This is a genomic window from Litoribrevibacter albus (assembly GCF_030159995.1).
In the GTDB taxonomy this organism is placed as follows: domain Bacteria; phylum Pseudomonadota; class Gammaproteobacteria; order Pseudomonadales; family Litoribrevibacteraceae; genus Litoribrevibacter; species Litoribrevibacter albus.
In genome coordinates, this window is sequence record NZ_BSNM01000002.1 from 287,621 (window position 1) to 308,890 (window position 21,270).

General features: G+C 45.7%; 12 protein-coding genes. 4 read left to right on the forward strand and 8 right to left on the reverse strand.

Annotated features, from left to right (window positions below; all coding sequences use genetic code 11):
• Window positions 1-84: 84 nt before the first annotated feature.
• Complete coding sequence (locus tag QQL66_RS01430) at window positions 85-1,110, forward strand: DUF4344 domain-containing metallopeptidase (protein WP_284377904.1); 1,026 nt, start codon at window positions 85-87, stop codon at window positions 1,108-1,110.
• Window positions 1,111-1,156: 46 nt separating this feature from the next.
• Here QQL66_RS01430 and QQL66_RS01435 read toward each other — a convergent pair whose 3' ends face one another.
• The 8 genes from QQL66_RS01435 to QQL66_RS01470 form a co-directional block, all read right to left on the reverse strand.
• Window positions 1,157-4,465, reverse strand: a complete 3,309-nt coding sequence (locus tag QQL66_RS01435) for a cellulose synthase subunit BcsC-related outer membrane protein (protein WP_284377906.1) — start codon at window positions 4,463-4,465, stop codon at window positions 1,157-1,159.
• Window positions 4,462-5,544 carry a family 8 glycosyl hydrolase gene (locus tag QQL66_RS01440; protein WP_284377909.1) on the reverse strand — a complete coding sequence of 361 codons (1,083 nt, stop codon included), beginning with the start codon at window positions 5,542-5,544 and terminating at the stop codon, window positions 4,462-4,464. The genes QQL66_RS01435 and QQL66_RS01440 overlap by 4 nt, the downstream gene beginning before the upstream one ends.
• Window positions 5,545-5,610: 66 nt before the next feature.
• Window positions 5,611-7,815 (reverse strand): cellulose biosynthesis cyclic di-GMP-binding regulatory protein BcsB, encoded by a 2,205-nt coding sequence (locus tag QQL66_RS01445; protein WP_284377912.1) that lies wholly within the window; start codon window positions 7,813-7,815, stop codon window positions 5,611-5,613.
• Window positions 7,802-10,039, reverse strand: a complete 2,238-nt coding sequence (gene bcsA / locus QQL66_RS01450; RefSeq protein ID WP_284377914.1) for a UDP-forming cellulose synthase catalytic subunit — start codon at window positions 10,037-10,039, stop codon at window positions 7,802-7,804. The genes QQL66_RS01445 and bcsA overlap by 14 nt, the downstream gene beginning before the upstream one ends.
• Before the next feature lie 20 nt (window positions 10,040-10,059).
• Window positions 10,060-10,899 carry an adenylate/guanylate cyclase domain-containing protein gene (locus tag QQL66_RS01455; protein ID WP_284377916.1) on the reverse strand — a complete coding sequence of 280 codons (840 nt, stop codon included), beginning with the start codon at window positions 10,897-10,899 and terminating at the stop codon, window positions 10,060-10,062.
• A gap of 274 nt (window positions 10,900-11,173) precedes the next feature.
• Window positions 11,174-12,850, reverse strand: a complete 1,677-nt coding sequence (gene cysN, locus QQL66_RS01460; protein ID WP_284377917.1) for a sulfate adenylyltransferase subunit CysN — start codon at window positions 12,848-12,850, stop codon at window positions 11,174-11,176.
• Between the two features lie 21 nt (window positions 12,851-12,871).
• Window positions 12,872-13,780 (reverse strand): sulfate adenylyltransferase subunit CysD, encoded by a 909-nt coding sequence (cysD, locus tag QQL66_RS01465; protein ID WP_284377919.1) that lies wholly within the window; start codon window positions 13,778-13,780, stop codon window positions 12,872-12,874.
• Window positions 13,781-13,983: 203 nt separating this feature from the next.
• Entirely contained in the window at window positions 13,984-16,854 is a 2,871-nt protein-coding gene (locus QQL66_RS01470; protein ID WP_284377921.1) for an insulinase family protein, read from the reverse strand.
• A 482-nt stretch (window positions 16,855-17,336) separates the two neighbouring features.
• Here QQL66_RS01470 and QQL66_RS01475 point away from each other — a divergent pair, with 482 nt between their 5' ends.
• The 3 genes from QQL66_RS01475 to QQL66_RS01485 all read left to right on the forward strand — a co-directional run bounded on the left by QQL66_RS01475 (window position 17,337) and on the right by QQL66_RS01485 (window position 21,183).
• Window positions 17,337-19,376, forward strand: a complete 2,040-nt coding sequence (locus tag QQL66_RS01475; RefSeq protein ID WP_284377923.1) for a methyl-accepting chemotaxis protein — start codon at window positions 17,337-17,339, stop codon at window positions 19,374-19,376.
• A 96-nt stretch (window positions 19,377-19,472) separates the two neighbouring features.
• Window positions 19,473-19,763 (forward strand): hypothetical protein, encoded by a 291-nt coding sequence (locus QQL66_RS01480; protein WP_284377925.1) that lies wholly within the window; start codon window positions 19,473-19,475, stop codon window positions 19,761-19,763.
• A 199-nt stretch (window positions 19,764-19,962) separates the two neighbouring features.
• Window positions 19,963-21,183, forward strand: a complete 1,221-nt coding sequence (locus QQL66_RS01485; RefSeq protein ID WP_284377927.1) for a DUF445 domain-containing protein — start codon at window positions 19,963-19,965, stop codon at window positions 21,181-21,183.
• The last annotated feature ends 87 nt before the right edge of the window (window positions 21,184-21,270 follow it).

Consider the following 21,270-nt stretch of genomic DNA (forward strand, 5'->3'; position numbering starts at 1 on the left):
ATTGCGTAAAGGCACCCTACGGGGTGCCTTTTTTGTTTATAGTTAATGGGGTAAGTGACGCACAATATGTTTTGAGGATGTGGCATGAAGATCGAAGTATCGAAACGACTCCTGCTCTTGATGGGGTTTATGATGATGTTCTCTGGAACGCTGCTGTCTATGGAGCAAGGGTCGCAAGGGAACTCCATAACCTATCGCCCCAGTTCGGCTTATGATCCACGGTTCTTTGTGGAGAGCAATCTTGAATTCACATTACTCCATGAACTGTCTCATGCGGTTATTGAGCTTAATGATATTCCAGTACTTGGCGGTAATGAGCGGGCTGCAGATCAAATTGCAATTATGCTCATGATCATGACCAGTCACGGCTTTGATGAAACCTTATTCGATAAAATGCTTTCGATCTCTGGTGAATGGATGATTGAGTGGCGTGAGGATATAAAGCGTCATCCTCTGGCGTTTTGGGATGTTCATCCTTTGGCAATACAGCGCTTTTACGACGTGACCTGTTTAGTTTACGGGGCAGCCCCCGATAAGCTGGAGAAGATTCGTAAAGAGACCTGGTTGCCCATTGAACGCGCCTGGGAGTGCGATAAAGAATACACAAAGAATCGGCAAGCGTTGCTCTGGCTTGCGGACAATTACAGTTATGTCAGCTTTGATCGTAATTGGCAGCTTTTCCAAAAAGAACAACATCCTCCGGCCGATGAGGTCGTGAAGATACAGTTTATTCCGACATCAAATGTGGCGTATGAGCCGATAATAGACTGGTTAATGTCGTCGCAACGACTCAAGTATCTGATTGATCGTACGAATCAGATATTAAAGCTTCCCGAACCTGTAACTATCTATTTTGAAACGCAATGCTCAGGCCCGGATGCCTGGTGGAATCCGGCAATAAATGGCATCGTAATTTGCTATTCGTTGATAGAGCAATTTCAAAACAATGCTCAAAAATTACAGCCCTTGGTAAAGCGGTTGAGTAATGAATCTGAATTGCCGTTTCTCTTTCTGTTTCCTGAAAAGTATTCGGGTTTACTTGCTCAGGACCGAGAGACAATTCGTCGTGAGTTTATTCAATTGATGGATGACATTTTGGTGGGGGATTAGAGCGCGGTTTGGTATGTCTGATGCCGATAGGGTTAATTGTTAGGTGTTAAGGTAATTCGATTCGGTCGAGCACCTCAAAGGTGGTTAAGGCATTTCTAGGTTCAAAGTAAATACGGAAGGTGGCTTGAGCCCTGGCTTCGTCATAATCGGGTGCTTTCCGCCACTCTAGCAGGCCTGAGGTTTCAAAGTAACTGTTCCAAAGTTTCCGATATTGGACCTTAATCCGAGCACCTATGCCCAATCCAGAATCACTGTCATATTCTCCGGGGGCTTGTTGATCGACTGGATAAAGTGGGGCGCTGTCTGCTAACTCCCAGAATGCTCCGATTGAGGTTTCAGCTTTCCACCAAAATTGTATGTTTTGTCGACGGGCTTCCCACGCAGCAAAAGGGCCTGCACCAATCAGTAGCTGTGGGCTGTAGTAACCGCCATGACCAAAAGTAAAAAAGTTAGAATTTCGGTCGTAATGTTGTAGGTTTGTATAGATTCCAAGACTGCGAAGGTGAGTGTCGTAGATGTCTGTTTTTCCAAGAGAGGCATTGCCTTCTATGGACCAGTTTTCCCACAGATGTTTTCCCCAGTAATAATCTCCCGATACATTTGCGCTTAGCCAGTACGGTGTGGTTAGTGTCCATTGATTACCAAGGGTAACGCCGGTTTTCATTGCGCGTCCCCATTCTTGTTCCGAGTATGGGTCGTGTTGTCCTAGATAACTGAGCAGGGTGTCATCGAGCAAGCGTTGATGAATATTCCAATAGGGACCGATTCGCTGTTCGAGTAGGTTGGTTTGAAAGCTGCCTTCCAGTTCAAAAACCGGTTGAGTTGAGATGATCGAATTAATGGCAGTCGTCCCTAGTGTTGCTGATTTAAGGAAGCCGGTTTCAGAGATATGTTGTAGCCATATCCGTTTGGCGCTTAACTTTGTGTCCGGGGTTTGTTTGGGTTGGTTGGTCTCCTCAGAGAGAAAGGCTCTTCCGATAAAAGGGGACTGAGGTAGGGTACCTGCATCCAAGGTTTCCCATCCCAATTGCAAACGCCACTGTTTTCCATTGTTGGAATAGATGTCAGCTCCTAAATAGGCGCCAACTTGTTGGAGCTGAGAGGTGCCTTTATCACCAGATTTTCTTCGCAGACCGAAGGCGAGGTGAGCGTGGGGGCTATTGGCGTTGTAATAGCTGGTGTTAGGATCATCAGAAACTTGCGCCGCGCGAACGGGGTGATTGATAGAGGCGAATTCATTGGCTGCCAGGGTATTCCAATCTCGATTGTATGACCCCTGCAACTGTGCCAAAAATTCCTGATAGCTCGTATCGGTTGGAGAATCTTGATATTGACTTCGATACAAGAACAACAGTGACTTGGTGTGTTCATGAGAGGGGTTGTCTTGCCATACGCTTTCAAGGTCTGAGACGGCTTTTGACTTCTCGTTCAGATGAAAATGAATCCAGCTTCTGAGGGCCAGTGCATCTTGGTTGTTGGGCTCTAAGGCTAAGTACTTATTGGTGTAATTGAGCGCTGCGGAGTAGTGTTTAGTTTCATAGTTGAAGATGGCCTTATCCATGTAAATGCCGGCAGCAACTTGTTCCAGATCCTCGTCTTGAGGTTGTTCTTCACTAAGGATGGCTTCCGTTTGATCTGCATCTCCCAACTGTATCAGGCTATATACATGGCCTTTGAGAAAAGATACGTCGTTAGGCTGCTGTTGACGCAGGGCAGCGAAGGCATCTCGGGATTCGGAGTATTTTTGAACCTCATATAAATGCCAGGCACGTGTCGTTTTTGTGGGAAGATCGTCGGGTGCTAGCACGAGAATCTGTTGCGTCAGTTCATCCACGCGAGGATCATTAACCTCTAATTCTCGTAGCTGATCTTTCAGTAGATTTAACTGGATATCCTCAACAGGTTGGCTTCCTGCTTGTTGACGAACTTCTTCGTTCTTACCCAGCCGTAACAGGCTGTAGAGAATGCCCTTGTTGGCTTCGTCGGTAGCACGAATGTCCTGGCTGTGTTTAAAAAACGCCAAAGACTGATCAAACTCTTCATGTTGATAATGCCACCAGCCGAGTTGGTTTAATATTTGAGGACGATTCGGATAACGTTGATTTAAGGATTGAAATTGCTCATACGCTGTTTGTGTGTATTTTGGCAGGGCATACGCTTTGTTCAGTTCAAGCTCGAACAACAAACTATTTAAACGTCTCTGATAGGATGCTGGCGCGTTTGTTTGTTGCATCTCTTGAGAGATGCGAATTTGGTTTTCCTTGGTGGAAGATAAACTGGATAGGGAATATATAAGTCCCAGTTTCAGATGCCATTTCTCAGGGCACTTTTCCATTAATTTCAGATAGTATTGTTTCGCTTGATGGGTATGACCTACGCGTTTTAGAAAGTTTGCGCCACCGTAGAAACTGCCTATGGCTTCACAACGATTCAGCAAACGCTCATGACTTTCAAGCAGAGCAAACATTTTACCGGCATCATTTTCATGGATAGTTTGAAGAACTTTCTCTCTGAAACTCAACAAATATTGCTCGCTGGTCCAGTAGTTTTTGGTCAGTGATTCAAACAGGTTTTGGTAGTGTTGAGCTTCTTCTGTACGACCCAACGCATTCAGGTCATCCAGAAATTCGATGATGAAGTATTCGATTCCTTGGTTATTGATCAGCAACTCGGTATACAGCGGTACAGAGCGTTCGGGCTGATTGGTCTTGTGATAGCAAGTTGCCAAACCATAGGTGGCTTTCATTTTAATGAGTTCGCTTTTTCTTAATTCTGCGAAGTGATCACAGGCTTGTTCTAAGTGATTCAGACTTAAAAACAACCAGCCTTGTCGAAGCTCGTTTTCAAAGACGGGATGATCCGGAACCGATACCCACAAGTCGGGCTGAGCGTCTGGTTGCTCACCGATGATCTTCACGGCATCCTCTTTGAGTTGACTCTCCTCTGTATTAGGAGGCGTTTCATAGGCTGAAAGGTATTGCTGATTAAACTGTGCAGACTCTTGTTCTGGCGCCCAGTTTTTTTTCTTGTAGGAGAGTCTGCGATAGCCGCTCATTCTTAATTGCACCATCAAATTGGGTACTTCCTGTTGATGGATAAAATTTCCCACATAAACAGAGTAGGTCTGATCTTTTTGAACAACGAAGACGGGTAGGTTTAGAAAGGAACTGATGTAAATGGCATCTTCTGTGGCTTGTTGTTCTGAGACTTTTCTAACCACCAAAACGGTGTAACGGGTACCATCGTCCTGAAACTCTTCTTCTATGGGGTAATCGGTATTGATTGCAGCGTTCAGAAGTGTTGTGCTGAAGAATAGAACAGCCACGAGAAGCGATGTGATGGCATGTTTTTTCATGGTGTTACCTGCTGAGCGGCATGAATGGCCAGCAAGTAGAGTGTGTGGGAATAGTAGTTTTTCTTCTCCGTGATCATGCGTTGATCGGCTTTGAGTAGCAGTCGATCGGCTAATGTGTTCTTTCCTAATCGTCGCGCGTTGGCACTGAGAATGGCGTAATAACCTGCCATTGCTTCTTTCTCTGGTAGAGCCTTTGTTCCTTGGACATAGCGAGGAAGACGGTTGTGCTGTTCAAAGTACTCAAATAAAAAGTAAGGCTCGATCAGTAACTTGGGTTGCCATAGTTGGTATAAGAAGACACGAATGGCTTCGTCACCAAAGTAGTTCCGTTTCTCCGGCCATTGAGACATATTGGATGAGAGCAGTGAGGTTTGATTGGGTGTGACTGAGACCCAGTCGGAAGGCAGTTTAGTTTCAGGGTGTAAGCTGCTGATCAGCAGTTGTTCGCTGGTGCGTTTTAGATTTTCCCACTGTGTGTTTTGGTGAAGTTCAGCCATCGAGTCATAGGCAGGAAGAATCTGATACGAGGGATTCCAGGCAATCTGGGTGGATTTTTGAAAACCATAGTGGGCAGGTAACAGCAGCGTGCGCTGCCGATCCAGCGGCACAACCAGTTGTTCCAGAATGGAGTCTGCAATTTGGCTTGCAGAGGCAAGGTAGTCGGATTTCTGCCATTGCTGTCCGGCTTGGAATAATGCCCAGGCAATGAGTAGATCACCATCGGTTGCATTGTTGCTGTCGGTGATTCGATAGTCTGCTTGCCTGCCTTCGCTCTCTTTCTCTGCTTTAGCCCATTGCCAGGCAAACAAATGATCATCCCGTACCTGCAGTTTGTTATGAGTCCATGACCATATGCGCTCAAAAGCCGCCTGATCCTGATAGTGCAATGCTAACAGTAATCCGTAGCCTTGGCCTTCCGAGTGACTGATGTCGCCATTACCCCTGTCCAGAATCCGTCCATTAGCCAGAAAGAGGTGTTTGTACTCTTGCCATTCCTTAGGGTAGGAGGCACAACCATAGAAGAAGATTACAAGGCAAACGAATACAATGCGGCCGAGTTGATGAAGTGAGAATGTCATCAACCTTGCTGGTATCTTTGTACTTGTTAGAGCCGCAGAGAGTTTCACTGAGTCCACCTCTTTAAATCAGGATCTCTGCTGATGTCGTCGTCTCAAGATGAAATAGATAAATGCACTTAGAACGATTAACCCTCCTATTAAGGCGGCCCAGTAAATGCGTTGATCCTTGGTGAGATAATAGTCGGGCTTGGAAATCATTCCTGCCTTTCCTGTCATATAGGTGTCACCTGCCGACAGCGCTACGACCTGGTAGTCGAGGCCATTACCAAAGAGTTGATGGCTGTATTCATTGTAGATGTAATCGACAAAGACCAGATCACCAATAGCGGCGGTTTGGACAGTCGGCTCAAGGATAGCGCGAGCGAGATTCGATACCCCTTCCTCCTTCTTAGAGGTGTAGACGGTCATAGTCCGACCTTCCTGGTAGGGCGAAGCCGTTTGGAAAATTATGCCCTGTTCATCTCCAACATCACTGACTTGTCGACTGTAAGCAAGCGCCTGTTTTTGATCCCAGCTTTCAAACACGGGATACGGCACCTGATGTTCTTCCCCGATCTTCAGTGGTGAGTTTTGAAAATAGAGCGGCGGGATATTTTCGATGGTGCCCATCACAATCAGTTCGCCTTTGTAGTCTGTAGGTGTCTGCGTGGTGAATTCCAGGCCAAATAATGGATATCCGTTTTTCTGAGTCAGAAGACCGACCAGATTAAGTGCTGATGAGATGGAAAGATTGCTGTTACTGGTCAGGTAGACCTGACTTTCATAGCCGTCAGGCCATCGTGTGTAAGGGAATCCATTCACGAAAAACAGCCCGAGATTCGGCATTTCTACCCGGTGGGGCATTTCGGGAAAGAGAATGGTCGAAGAGTCAAACAAGGTAAGGAACAAGTTTTCGGATTGCACGTAAGAACAGTTCTCTGTCACAAACGGAGTCAGGGTGGCGGAAAATGAAAGCTGGTTCAGCCCGCCTCGGAAGAGGTGCGTGGGTAATCTCAGTTTATAGCCTGTGATAATGGAGCCACTTGAATCATCCAGGTGAATGGCGCCCACATGATGACCGTTCAGTAGAATATTAAGCGCTGAGTCGATTCTTAATGCGGCACCATAGGCTATGTCCAGAGACAGTTCGACGTATTCATTAGGTTTGACCATGAAATCGGAGGGCACCCGAAATACGATGTCGGCCGGCGAAGAGTTAAAGCCACGAAAGGTTCGGGTGGAATATTGCAGTTTCTTGAAGGGGTATTCTTTATCTGTGAGTAGGATTTGCTTGCCTGAATACAAGGCAATTTCGGGCATGTGGAATTCCTTAACCTGCATACTTTGCGAATGGGGAAAAGGAATCGACATGATGTCCACGGTTTCCGCTGCCAGTTTTAAATCCTTAATGTTGTCCCCGACAATCACCAATAAGGCATAGGTTGGATCTTGAGTAACCAACCATTCGGCTTCGTCTTCCGCTCGTTGGGTATTCTTGTATCGATTGGGTAAGTGGAAGACTTTGATGGCGGGGCCGTCCCCTTCCATAGACAGCTCATACTTTGAAAGTAGTTTGTTTACCTGCTCGTAGTTACCGAGCAGAACATTGTCCTTGCCTTGTTGAATGGTCTGGCCGTAGCTGAAGTAGGTTTTTCGATAGTCGTAGCGCAGTGATATTCCTGACGTGGTCATGCTTAATACCGTTAGAAAATCATCTTCAGGGGTTTCTGAACCTATGATATGAACATTGCCTGTCGGGAAGCTCTTAGGATCAAACAGGAAATTCGACACGGCTGAGAGTTTGAGTGGAACGGGTTTAAGCTCGTATTCGATGTTTAATTTGGCCTCGTTCATCATCACTTTGGTCCAAAGTTCCGGCATACAAGGCAGTTCGCATTCGGTGGCGTAATGTTGTGAGACGGCAATGCGAAAGCTGTTGTAATCGTTTTCCAATAATAACGGGGGGAGATCAACTTCCGCATAACCTTCCGGTGCCTGTGGATCGAGTTTGATTTGGGATAAAGGCACACCATTAAGGCCAATTACCATTTGGGAGGTCCGTTTAAGTAGGGCTGCCGAGTTATAGTAACCAAATTCCAGACTGGCTTTTTTTACTTCCCAGCGTTCAGGAATAGGTAGCATGACTTCGTATTCACTGGCGATACACTTGAGTTGTACGGTATCGACTTTGGTGATGTCTTTTAATGGAATGACTTGTTTGATGGCGAATGCGTTGAATGAAAAAACGCTGAAAATTGCAAATATGAAGATCTGTAAGCTACTTGATCTCATGCTGCCTCCGTAAGGCCGTAATCCATAAATGTTTAAGGAACAGATACGCCTTGTTCCTGAAATACACGAACATACCCCGGGTGGTTTGACGGGCGCCTTTCATACCCAGTCTTAGGAAATCAACGAAGACTTTGAGCAGCGATGGTGGTTTCGTGTCTCGGTTCCAAAAGTCCATCCAACGCTGACTATCACCGTAGACCAGATGAACCAACTCTTGGTAGTGGGCTTCGGGATCTTTGAATTCGCCACCGACAATAATTTCATCGCCTTTGGGGGTGGCGCGTACCACTTTAAAGGGCAGAAGAAAGTCTTCTCCCTGACTGTTTTTGACGCGCGCCATAATGGTTTGCCCTTTGGTGATACCAGATTGAGCCGGCAGATGAAAACCTAACCCTGTCAGTGAAAAATCGGTCAGTGACCCAGACCAGGTAACATCGCCAACCTGAACTCGGATCGGGCCCGAAGCCCATGCGCGATGATAATTCCGTACCTGATGTTTTTCCCAGAATATGCCCAAAGAGACATAGGCAATACATAAGTTGATCATTAACCAACTGGTGCAGATGATGATGCCGTCATGGAGTTGGGGATTGTCATGCCATTTAAATATGGCGGCCGGGAGAGAGCTCAACATGATCAGAATCATGATATAGAACGGAGGCGCTAACGGGCTCAGAAAATCTTTGGTTAAGGTTGCGCCTTTGGGGGTTACGATAAACGATGGCGCTCTGGGGTTCTGTATCACGCCAAGAGTGGCGGGCAACAAGAAGATCGATTGAACGGTTTCATAGAGTTCAGAAAATAAAGGCCAGCGGTATTTTCCGAACAGCATGCTCATCATCAGGAAACTGGCAAACAAGTGGGGAAGGGCATAGGCGGTCACTTGTTCCAACGATGCGTGATACAGCTGAATTCCGGTTGATAAAAAGAGCGTAGGTGCGACGAAGAAAATAAAGCGGGCAAAACCGAAAAACCAATAGAGGTAACTGCTGCTGTAACAGAGCTTCTGATAGAACTTTAGGCCCTTGTTGAGCATGGGGTTTTTAAGAAGGCCGATCTGAAGCATCCCCTGGCACCAGCGGGAACGTTGTATGATGAAATCACTGAAGGTTTCTGCAGAGAGCCCACACACCATTGGGCGAGAGACATAGACACTGTTGTAACCTTTGGCATGAAGTTTAATTGAGGTCTCGGCATCTTCGGTAATGGTGTCCCCTGAAATGCCACCTACTTCGTCCAGGAAGGTTCGCCGTAACACGCCTGCTGAACCGCAGAAAAATGCTGAATTCCAGAAATCGTTGGCGGGCTGATTGCCTCGATAAAACATTTCGCCTTCACTGGGTGCAGAGTGAAAACATCCCAGCGTTTTCTCTACAGGATCTGGGTTGATAAAGAAATGCGGGGTCTGAACAAGATAGAGTTTAGGGTCTTTAATAAACCAGCCTACGGTTCTCCGCAGAATGTCATTGGTTGGCACATGATCACAGTCCAGAATCAAAATCAGTTCGCCGTAGGTGGTTTTCATCGCATGGTTGATGTTGCCCGCTTTGGCATGTTCATTTTTAGGACGAGTGATATAGCTGATGCCTAAGTCACCAGCCACTTTCTTGAGTTGTCTGGCCCGGTGACGACTGACCGCTCCTAATGAAGGATGGTCACAGCGTTGTTCGGTACCACCATCATCAAGAATGTGGATATTGAGTTTGTCTTTCGGGTAGTTAATCTGAGTACAGGCCGTGGCCGTGATCTTGACCACTTCTGCCGGCTCTGTGTAAGTGGGAATAAAGATATCGACCGTAGGAAGTTCATTGTCAGGTAAATCTACCAGTTGATCTTTTCGATTCAGAGGCCAGATGTTGGTAAACATTCCTACAAAGTGAACCAGAAATACATCCACTTCCGCCAGAAACAGAATAGCGACTAAGAAAAACTCCAGTGGATCAATGTAGATGAGCGTGTCCTGAACTCGCCAGACAAAGTAGCGAATCGAAATGAAACTGGCGATCAGCACAAGAAAAACACGGCCAAACTGCTTTTCGGTCAGATTGGTCATGCGGATGACAAACAGTAGTGCGACCAGCCCCCAGCCAAGTATGAACTGTTGATCAAGGGCGATTCGAAGCTGTGACATATAGAGAATAAAAAGGCCACAGACAGCAAAGCCTATTTTGAGCATACCGCTGCTCAATCTATCTACAGGATTGGAGATAGGTGCTGATTGCATAGCTGTCCTTTGGTTGTCCTTTAGGGTTTCCGTTCAGGGGCGGCGACATCCTGTTTGGTTCGAGTATCTATGATGATGTCATCCGTAAAATTCTGATCCATAAGGCTCATCAACGCATATACGCTGCCGACCATTACGGCAGCAGCAATGATGAGACGAACGATACCTGATGCTGTGATACGGGATTTCTTGGTGGGCTTTTGATGAGATGATGGTAGTGGATGTTCAATGTCTGCATCCTGTTTGATTTCTTCTTCATCCCAAAAGACTTTGTAGACCTGAATGATGTTTTTTTTGCCTTTGACGTTCGATTCTTTGTGAAAGCGAATGTAGAACTCGTCTTTATCTTCGACGGTTAGCCAGGTGGAATCTGATATGTAGATTTCACCGGCTTCGGCTAGTCCCTCGTATCGGGAGGCCACATTGACGACATCCCCATAGATATCGTTTTCTTCGACGATGCCAACACCGGTATGAATACCAATTCTGACCTCTAAGGGGAGATTGTCTTTCGATTTTTTATTTCTATTGGATACTGCCTGCTGGAAAGCAATGGCAGTACGGATGGCCTGTACGCCGGACTCAAAATAGGACATGGTGCCATCCCCCATTGTTTTAACCAGCACCCCGGAGTTCTGATTAATAATGGGGTAGAGCATACTGTTGTGTGCGTTTACTAACTCCCTGGTTGCTAAATCACCATGCGTTTCAGCGAGCGCGGTCGAGCCTTTTAAATCAGTGAACATAACACTGATTTCACGCGTGTATTTATCGCGATATAACTCCTCTAACCGATTTCGTTCCGCCAATAACTCTTCTGCTGATAGTGATTTTTCAGGATGTTTGTGTGCCGTATTCATAGCCCTATATGCCTGTTTAATTTTTGGTCAATTTCCTTCTATGACATATTTCACTAAAGTTCAGCAGTGGGTCTTTTGCAAAGTTGAAATGGCTATTAAGAAAGCACGTTTAGATGAGTTGGTTATAAAGATCGGGAAAATGAGAACCGGTTGCTTAGTGGCGTTGACCGTCGGTAAGGGCTAATTTGGATAATAGGAGGTGGTTTGAACAGGGAGAAACCAAAAAGCCCCATCCGAAGATGAGGCTTTTGGGGACTAGCGAACTTGCTTTAGATTAAAGCGAGTTTAATAGTGCTTTTAACGTTTCTTCAGGCGTGCCTTCGTCAGTCACGTCGATCACGTTAGTACCGTCAAACGCAGAGTCGATTAACTCTTTTTCGAATCCGGCTTCCAGAGCACAAATGGCAATCAGGCCCGCTTTAGCAAACTGAGCTGCAACGGCTGCATTGTGTGCTGCATCTGAACCGCAAGAGTCTTCATCAATAATTGCCACAGCGCGGCCTTGGTTGAACAGTAAACGCTCTAGCGCAGACGCTAGGTTGGCTTGTTCGTCTGACAATAGGATCACAGAACCAGTCTGACCGAAGCGCGCTTCGCGTTCTTCCTGAGTTACCGGTGTCAGTGCATCAAGGTCAATGCTCTCTACTTTCTCAGAAACATGGATCATACCTGCACCAACGGTGATGTTGGTTAGACGATCAATGATGATGAAAGCACCCGTACCTTTGTTCTTTTGGTAATCATCGAAGCTGATTGGCTTGCTCAGCGTCAGTTCACACAGACCAATTTCATTCAACGCCAATTGAGCCGCGTGTTTGTGCTCAAGGGTATTCACATCAACACGGTGGCGAAGTGTAGAAACACGGCCCGTTGTGCTGTTGGTGTTGTGCTTGATGATGTATTCCTTACCTGGCGTCAAAGCGTCTTCTGCCATCCATACAATGTGTGCGTCGATTTTCTCGGCACTTTGTGGAAGGTTGTCAGATTTAACGATCACATCGCCACGGCTACAGTCGATTTCGTCTTCGAAAGTAAGGGTCACTGCCATCGGTGCGAACGCTTGATCAAGCTTACCGTCGTAAGTCACGATTTCTTTGACTTTGCTGCTCTTACCAGAAGGAAGAACGGTAATCTCATCACCCACATTGATAATGCCGGATGCAATCGTGCCTTGGAAACCACGGAAATCCAGGTTAGGGCGACATACCAACTGAACTGGCATACGGAAATCATCGAAGTTCTGGTCGTCAGCAATCTCAACCGTCTCAAGGATTTCCATCAGTGTTTTACCGTCGTACCACGGTGATTTCTCACTGCGGTTTACAACATTATCGCCATCCAGCGCCGACATAGGGACGAACTGAATGTCTTTGATGTTTAGTTCTTTTGCAAACTCAAGGTAGTCCGCTTTGATGGCTTCGTATTTCGCTTCATCAAAGTCGATCAGGTCCATCTTGTTCACTGCAACCACAACGTGGCGAATACCTAATAGAGAGGCAATGTAACTGTGACGTTTGGTTTGGGTTTTTACGCCTTCACGGGCATCAACCAAGATGATTGCAAGGTCACAGGTAGAGGCGCCCGTTGCCATGTTACGAGTGTATTGCTCATGTCCCGGTGTGTCCGCGATGATGAACTTACGCTTGCTGGTGGAGAAGTAGCGGTAAGCCACATCGATGGTGATGCCTTGCTCACGCTCTGCTGCCAGACCGTCAACTAATAGTGCAAGGTCCAGTTTCTCACCGGTAGTGCCCATTTTTGCACTGTCAGACTGGATCGACGCTAACTGATCTTCATAGATCATTTTAGAGTCGTGAAGCAAACGACCGATCAGGGTACTTTTACCGTCGTCAACGCTACCACAGGTCAGGAAGCGCAACAGTTCTTTGTTTTCGTGTTCTTTCAGATACGCCAGAATGTCTTCTGCGATCAAATCAGATTGGTGTGACATATTCGTTTCCTACCTTAAGCCTTAGAAATAACCTTCTTGTTTCTTCTTCTCCATCGAAGCGGCGCTATCGTGGTCGATCACGCGGCCTTGACGCTCAGAAGTGGTGGTCAGCAACATTTCCTGAATGATGTCAGGTAGGGTTGCGGCTTCAGATTCAACTGCACCTGTTAGTGGGTAGCAGCCTAGTGTACGGAAACGCACACTCTTCATTTCAGGTACTTCACCTGGCTCTAGTGGCATACGATCATCGTCAACCATGATCATTACGCCATCACGCTCAACAACCGGACGCTTAGCAGAGAAGTACAAAGGAACAATAGGAATCGACTCAAGGTAGATGTACTGCCAGATGTCCAGTTCCGTCCAGTTAGACAGTGGGAAAACTCGGATGCTTTCGCCTTTGTCTACTTTACCGTTGTATACATTCCATAACTCAGGACGTTGACTCTTAGGATCCCAACGGTGGTTTTTATCACGGAAAGAATACACACGTTCTTTAGCACGAGATTTTTCTTCATCACGACGTGCACCACCAAAGGCTGCGTCAAATCCATGCTTGTCCAACGCTTGCTTCAACGCAGCGGTTTTCATTACGTCAGTATGTTTGGCACTGCCGTGTGTGAAAGGACCGATGCCCTGATCGACACCTTCTTGGTTGGTGTGAACGATCAATTCTAGACCAAGCTTTTTCACCATCTCATCACGGAAGGTGATCATTTCCTTGAATTTCCACGTGGTATCAACGTGCATCAATGGGAATGGCGGTTTTGCTGGGTAGAACGCTTTCATCGCAAGATGCAGCATAACTGCTGAGTCTTTACCGATGGAGTAAAGCATTACAGGATTTTCGAACTCGGCAGCAACTTCACGGATGATGTGAATACTCTCTGCTTCAAGCTCTTTCAAGTGGGTAAGGTTGTATTCCGACATGATTGGTCTCGTATGTCCTGGAAAGTGTCTAGTTTTAGTTGAGCGAAACTATACCAAAAAATAAAGCATTATAAGAACAGCTTTGATTAGACTTAATTTGCATATAAATAGACGAAGTGTGTCTTTAGACGTTTTAACGCGAACAAGGGCTCTGACTTTTAGAGAGTCAGAGCCCTTGTGGGTAAAAGTGGACTAATAAGTCGTTAAAAAGACTGGCGTTCTTGCTTGAAACTTCTTGGGTTGCTGATCAGGTTCTTAACTTCAATCAGCTCTGCCTTTTCTGGTGTCACGCTTTGTCCCTGATATTGAATCAACAGCTCACGACTTTCAGGTCCAAAGAAGAAACGATCGTAGAAGGCAAGTAGCTCGTCTTTGGTGATGGCTTCAATGGCTGAAGACAAACGTTCACGGTTGTCGAACTCCGTTTGTTCTTGATCAATTTCCTGCCAGTAACGGTCGGAAAGTTGACTCAGTCTTTGCGGCTTCTCATTCAATTTCGAAACGAGAGCTGCTTTATGTTGATCAAACTCTTCAGGCTGCATGGTAGACAGCGTGTCTCGGAATTGAAGTAAGAATGCCTGGTAGTCGTTTGAAAGCGTTTTTGGTCCAACTACGTGAGACTGAGTGATCAGAGTGAAACCTGGCACCTGAGCCAACGGAATTGGTGTGGCAAAAACAATATAACCACGTTGCTTTTCGGTGCGAATATCAGTGTAGAAAGGTGTAGATATCACCTGACTGGCCAAGCCGGCCAGTGCGCGTTCCTGATCTGATATTTCCAGCCCCTGATAGTAAGCAAGCAGTACGGAATCGTTATGCTGAGTGTCCAGATTGAAACCGGTGATTTCACCTTTGGTCAGTTTAGCAACCTGGTTAGCTGGCACAGTAGTACTCTGGCTGTCTTTGAATAAGGTTTGCTTGACGTGTGCACCAATTTTTTTGGCTTCGTCTTCAGACAGATTACCGTGGGTTAGCATAACCACTTCAATTTCTTTAAAGAGGTTTTTCCGATAGGCTTCGATGTCTTCAAGTGTGATCTCTTGGGCCGCAGTCATGCGTTCTTCCAGCGTCCAGGATGAGCTCATCAACAAAGTCACCAGCTTTTTATAAGCCAAACTGTAAGGCTTGTCTTTGGCTTCGTTGGTGTAGGCACGCAGGGTTTCATCTTTGTAGATGTTGAAGCGTTGTTCTTCCAGCGGTGCATTGAACATGCTGTCGATCACAGTATTAAGCAGAGTTTCCAGTTTCTCGCTGTACCCTGAGACCTTGATCGTTACTCCGCGAGAGTTGCGATAAAACGCATAATCCAGGCCAGCAAGATACGCTGGGTAGGAATATTCATTCAGGCTGTCGTTGATTAATTTCGCGAACAGGTTGCCTGCTACACCTTGCTGGGCCGTGTTGTTCCCCTGCGGGCTACGAATGTTGATGAAGATGTCGGCTTTCGGGCTATCAAAACTTACATTGGTTCTGTGCCATACAGTGAAGCCTTCTTCTTCGGTAATTTTTACCGGTTTCTCCTGGGGTTGTGTATTTTCAAGCAGCGTCAGGTGCTCAGGGATAAACTGGTTTTCAACGGGCAGTTTAAGATGACCGTTTGGTTGCGCAGACTTCCAGGCGGTTATTTCATCTTCTGTTAATGGTTTTACAGAATAAGGTGTTTGATACCATTTGCTTAGTTTATCCGTTGGTAAATTCGGTTCGGCAATGGTCACCAAAACATTATCAGGTGTTAGTTGATCAAGATAACGAGTAATCAACTTTGCATCATAGCGAGCCATTAAGTATGGGCCGCGAATGACTTCACGGGCGGTATAGCGTTGCAGGTTACCCGCCAGATGCGACACTGTTTGGCGAGGTGCTTGTTGTTCCTGGAAGCGGAAAGCAATGCTGTTCAAGCTGGATTGTTCATCGAATAAGGATTGCTTAGGCCCTTCATTTTTCAGCAACTGAATGTAGGCAAACACTTCAGACACAATGTCCTGATATTGCTCTAACCCTTTTTGAGTGAGCTTAATGCTGATGTTGAAGGTTGCGTATTCCAGGTTGTTGAAGCCGGAACCGGCACTGAGACTGTCAGCCAAACCTTGTGCTTTCAGTTCTGACAGTAAGCTGCCTTCTCCTTCGTGACCGATCAGGTTGGAAATGTACTGAATTGGCTTTTCACGGTAGTGAGTGGCCAGTGACTCAATTGGGAATACAAGAGACAAGGTACGTGTGTTCTTGATAGGGTTGATATTCACCTCGGCCGGTAAGCTGCCTTTGGTAAAGAGCGGTTCCTGAATAGAGTCCAGTTTGGTTTCATGATTCGGGATGGCTGAGAACTTCTCTTCGACCCAGCTCTTCAGCGTCGCTAAGTCTTCCTGACCCAATACCACTAATGTCATCAGGTTGGCAGAGTAGTACTTCTTATAGAAGGCTTTCAATTCATCCTGGACTGAGCTTTGATCGGTGTCAGACAAGGTATCGAGTGAGCCTACAGAAAACTTCGATGCCGGGTGCTTAGGATTAATAATTTCCCGGATCACTTCATAGTTGCGACGAACATCGTCTTTCAACTTGGCTTGGTATTCTGAATGAACCGCATTCTTTTCGCGATCCACGTATTTTTCTGTAAATAACGGCGTTTTAAAGAACGCAGAGAAGCGATTTAATGCCGGCTCTAACGCGCTTTTTTCTACTTCGAAGAAATAGTTGGTGTGTTCACTTGCTGTGAAGGCGTTATGGCTGCCGCCATTTTTGCTGATGAAATCCTGATATTCACCGGCTTCAGGGAAATCTTCGGTTCCCAGGAACAGCATATGCTCAAGGAAGTGTGCCAAACCTTGACGATTCTCTGGATCTTGCAGGCTACCCACGTGCACATCCAGAGCCGCAGCGGCCTTGTCTGTGGCTGGGTCGGAAATTAGCAATACTCTTAACTTGTTTGGAAGCTCAATGTATTGATATGACTTTTTATCGGTATCCGGTTGGATCACGACATTTGGATCATACTGTGAGTTTTTCAGAGAAACGTATGCAACTGCCATAATTATAAGAATACCAATACTTAGAAAACTGATTTTTGAACTCATCGCCTTGTCCTTTTTGTTCTTCCTTACAAGCGAAAGTGACTGACTATCCTAACTGTTGAGCAGGAATTTTTCATCAAATGATCACGAGATCGACTGAATAATTTATGAAGGAGGGTAGTCGTAAACAACGGTCATCAACCGTAAATGGGTCGTTTGCATTGGATAATTGATCCGAGTGCTTCAGACGGGTTAACAGATGTCTGTTATTTCATGAGTGTTTATCCCTTTCTAATAGCTGTTAAGTGTTCTTAATATGAGCAATTTCTTCTGTGTTGTGTATTCCCAACGATGAAATTTGTGCTGTTTCTTCGCAAAATCCAATAGGTTTAAGACCTTGAAGAGGGCAAAGAGTTTCAAAACAATATGCGCTGCGTGATCTTTGGGGCGTCTTCTAACCGATTATCAGGTTGAGTGAAAAATATACAGTTTGATGTGGGTATTCGTCTTTAATGAATCTGAGGTGATCATTAAAGGGTGCTCCAGTGAAAATCATTTTAGACTTGGCTGTCAGTGTTTCGAATAACCTTTCTTTTAAGCAAAAATTTCTTTTATTAATTGCTGTTAGTCTGATTCCGTTGGTGGTCGGATACGGCGTCATCATGAAAGATTCTTTGGATACGCGCACCTTGGCCAAAGCCGCGTTATCCGCGAATTCTTATATCCAGCCATTAAGGCACTTGGTTGAAGACATTGCTCAAACACGGGGCATGACTAATGCGTATTTGCTGGGGGATAAAAAATTCGAGAGTAAGATCTTAGCCAAACGATCAAAGGTAGAAGAGAGCTTTAACGAGTTGCTGAGGGTGACTGAGCAACACACCATATTGAGTCATGACTATCGTGGGATACCGAACTCGCTGTATGGACGTTGGCAGAAGATCTCCAACGCTGCATTTAATGGTCAGGCTAACCAAGTATTCTCGGACTATACCTCGTTGATTGCATCTGTTCTGGATTTTTTAGACACCGTGGGTCGTGAAGGAGGGCTGTTACAAGAAGAGAATCCTGCCAACAGTTATGCCATAAATACCTTATTGATTACGTTACCGAACCAAGTGGAAGCGTTAGGTAAGTTACGTGGCAAAGGGTCCGGTGTAATAGCATCTGGTGCCTTTACGCTGGACAACAAATTAATCGTCAGTTCATTAGCGGATAAGCGCTATTTACAAGCACTTCAGAAAGACATGGAGTATTTGTTTGATGAAGCGCCTGAATTAGAAAAAGAACTGTCGGTGACTTATCGACAAGCGGTGGAAGACTTAAACAATTTTATTCATCTTACAGAAACACATGTAATTCAAGCGAGCTCTAAAACGATGGAAGCAAGCGACTTCTTCGCGACAGGCACTAAAACCATCGGCAATCTTTTAACTTTGTATGACGCTTTGTTAGAGGTTCTCACTCAACGAATGGCTGAGCGGGTATCCGCGTCGTCGGCCTCGTTTAATACCATGGCAATCATTATTGCGGTGATTACCTGTATTCTTGTTTTCTTCTTTATGGGGATTTATTTAGGCATCAGGAAAAATATCAAAGAAATGTCCGATATGGCTGGAGAGCTGTGTGATGGGAATCTGGAGGTTCGTTTGGTGCTTCAGACTCGGGATGAAATGAGATTGATTGCTGATAGTTTTAACCGAGTTGCAGAAGGGATGAAACAGTCCATTCTGTCGGTTCTAAAATACAGTGATGAGATCGCAGATACGGCAAATGAGGTGGCGGCCGCCAGTTCGAGTACTGCTCAGTCTGTGGATAGTCAATCTAAAGAATTGGATACCTCTTCCAGTGCCATTACCGAAATGAATAGCTCTGTGAGTGAAGTGGCGGGCAGAACTGAGGAGGCTTCGGCTTCAGCAGAAGAGGCCAAGACTCAGGCAGAACAAGGCGAGCAAGTCATTACCAATGTGGTGAGTAACATTCAGTCGCTGAGCCAGGATCTGGTCAATGCGGTGGGGGTTGTTGAAAACTTGGAAGAAAACAGTAAGAGCATTACCGGTATTTTGGATGTCATTCAGTCTATTGCTGAACAAACTAACCTCTTGGCTTTGAATGCTGCAATTGAGGCGGCGAGGGCCGGAGAGCAAGGTCGGGGATTTGCCGTAGTGGCTGATGAAGTCCGAACATTGGCGCAACGTACACAAAACTCAACCCAGGAAATTCAAGCGGTAATAGAAAAGATTCAGTCGGGGATTGTACGAGTGGCTGAGGTTATGCGAACCAGTGAAGGCAATGCCAGTGATGCAGTTGTACTGGCGAGTGAGGCACGTAATACCCTTCAGGCTATTGCTGAAGCCGTCTTTAAAATTACCGATATGAGTGCTCAGATTGCGACGGCCGCTCATGAGCAATCCTATGTGGCGGATGAAATAACGCAGAGTATCGTCCGTATTGCGGATGATGCGACCTCTTCTTCTGATAACGCAAGAGACCTTGCATCGTCGGGATCAAGGTTGTCTGAAATGTCCGTTGAGCTTAAACGCATTCTGAGTCGCTACAAGGTAGATCAGAACGTGGTGAAGTAATGGCGTTTTCCGAACTTTAAAACCAGCTCATGGAGACTCTGGTAAGTTCTTTTTAATGGCTGCTAAGATGAGGAAAACGGATTTTGGGATTTTCCTATGAGTTTTCATACCTCTCAGGCAGCTATTAATATTCTTAAAGTTGGAAAGAAACACCCCAGGTGGCGTGAAGCCGCTGAGTTTATTATTGAACGAGCCACCCCCGAAGTTAAATTGTTATTGGCCGTCGGCCGTCAACTGGAGCGGGACGAAATTCAACAGACTAAAGAACAACGTGCGTCCTCATTTTCTTGGCAACCCTTCCTTAAATATGCCCTCATCGCCTTGGTGAGTGCCGGTGTCAGTGGGGTATCTGTCTATATCCTGGTGAGTCTGATTAAACTGTGTTGATTCACTCTGAATACCTTTGGAGTCTTTAGCCTGTGTGTCGTGTCTTGAGTGTTCAAGGCCGTTTCTCTCGCGTAAGCTCTCCGTCTAATCTTAGTTATTGTCTCGCTCTGTTCTGATTTTTAGTTATGATATAACACTCAATAACCAGAACAATAAATACCCAATAACTAGAACAATAAATACCCAAAGGATGGACACCTTGATCGATCAAAGTATTGGACTGCATTGGTTGCTACTCATTCCTATTATTGCTGGCTTTATTGGTTGGATTACTAACTGGCTTGCAATTAAAATGATTTTTTATCCTCGGGTTTGGCGCGGGGTGCAAATTGGTCGTTTTAAATTTGGCTGGCAAGGCATTATCCACCGAAAATCTTCTGGCTTTGCTAAAGCCATTGGAAAGCAAGTGTCTGAAAACATGCTTCAAGCGGAAGACCTGTTGCCAAAAGTAAATATTCAACATGCTCAGGCGTTTGTGAATAAGTTTCCTGAATTATGGAAAGAAATTGAAGGCGGGGAGTTCCTGCCGGATATGTTGGGTGAGCACTGGCAGAAAATGACGCCATTGCAACAGCAGATGGTAAAAATGCAGATTCGTTTTGACAGTCATTCGTTACTGCTCGAATTAGTAAAAATTGCTCGTGCCAAGTTTGTCGAGCGGTTTGATATTCGTCGGGTCATTAGTCATCGCCTGTCCAAGGATTCCCGCTTATTGGCTGAGCTGTTCGGTAGTATTGCTCGGCCGGAATTACGAATGATCGAAGTTTACGGTCTGTATTTTGGTGCCATTATTGGTGCTATTGAAGGTTTGTTGTTCGCTTTTACTGAAATGAGCTGGACCATCTTTCTATTTGGTACGTTGGTGGGGGCGATCACCAACTGGTTGGCCATTGAAATGATTTTCAGACCTCGTGAGCCAACGAAAATCTTGGGGGTTACTTTCCAGGGATTATTTCCAAAACGTCAGAGCAACATCGCTGCACAGTTTGCTCAGGTAGGCGAACAACATGTGTTACCCGTAACTGCGTTTGTAGATGAAATCATGTCGGTGTTGGAAGAGAAAGCGTTTATCGACGATCTTGAGCAAACGGCCCGTCGTATCTTGCATCGTATTATTGGTAATTATCTTGATCACTTGCCGGAAGGTGTGTCCAAAGACGAAATCGCAGATAAAGCCATTGAGTTTTATTATCAGAGACAATTGGAGTTAGAACCTCAATTGGTTTCTGAACTGAAGCGTTTGCTTGAAGCGGACTATCGTGTGGCAGAGATTATCGAAGCGAATCTTTCTGAGTTGTCGAAAGAAAAATTTGAGCGTGTTCTACGAATTGTCTTTGAACAGGATGAAACCACGTTGGTGGTCATTGGAGCTGTGATTGGGTTTGCAATCAGTGGTATGCAGTTCTTAATGTTTGCCTGATGGTGTTTTGTTTCCGGATAAAAAGCTGCTCAGCCTGTGTCTTGTAGGCCTATGTTTGATAGACCTATATTTTGTAGCACGGCTGAG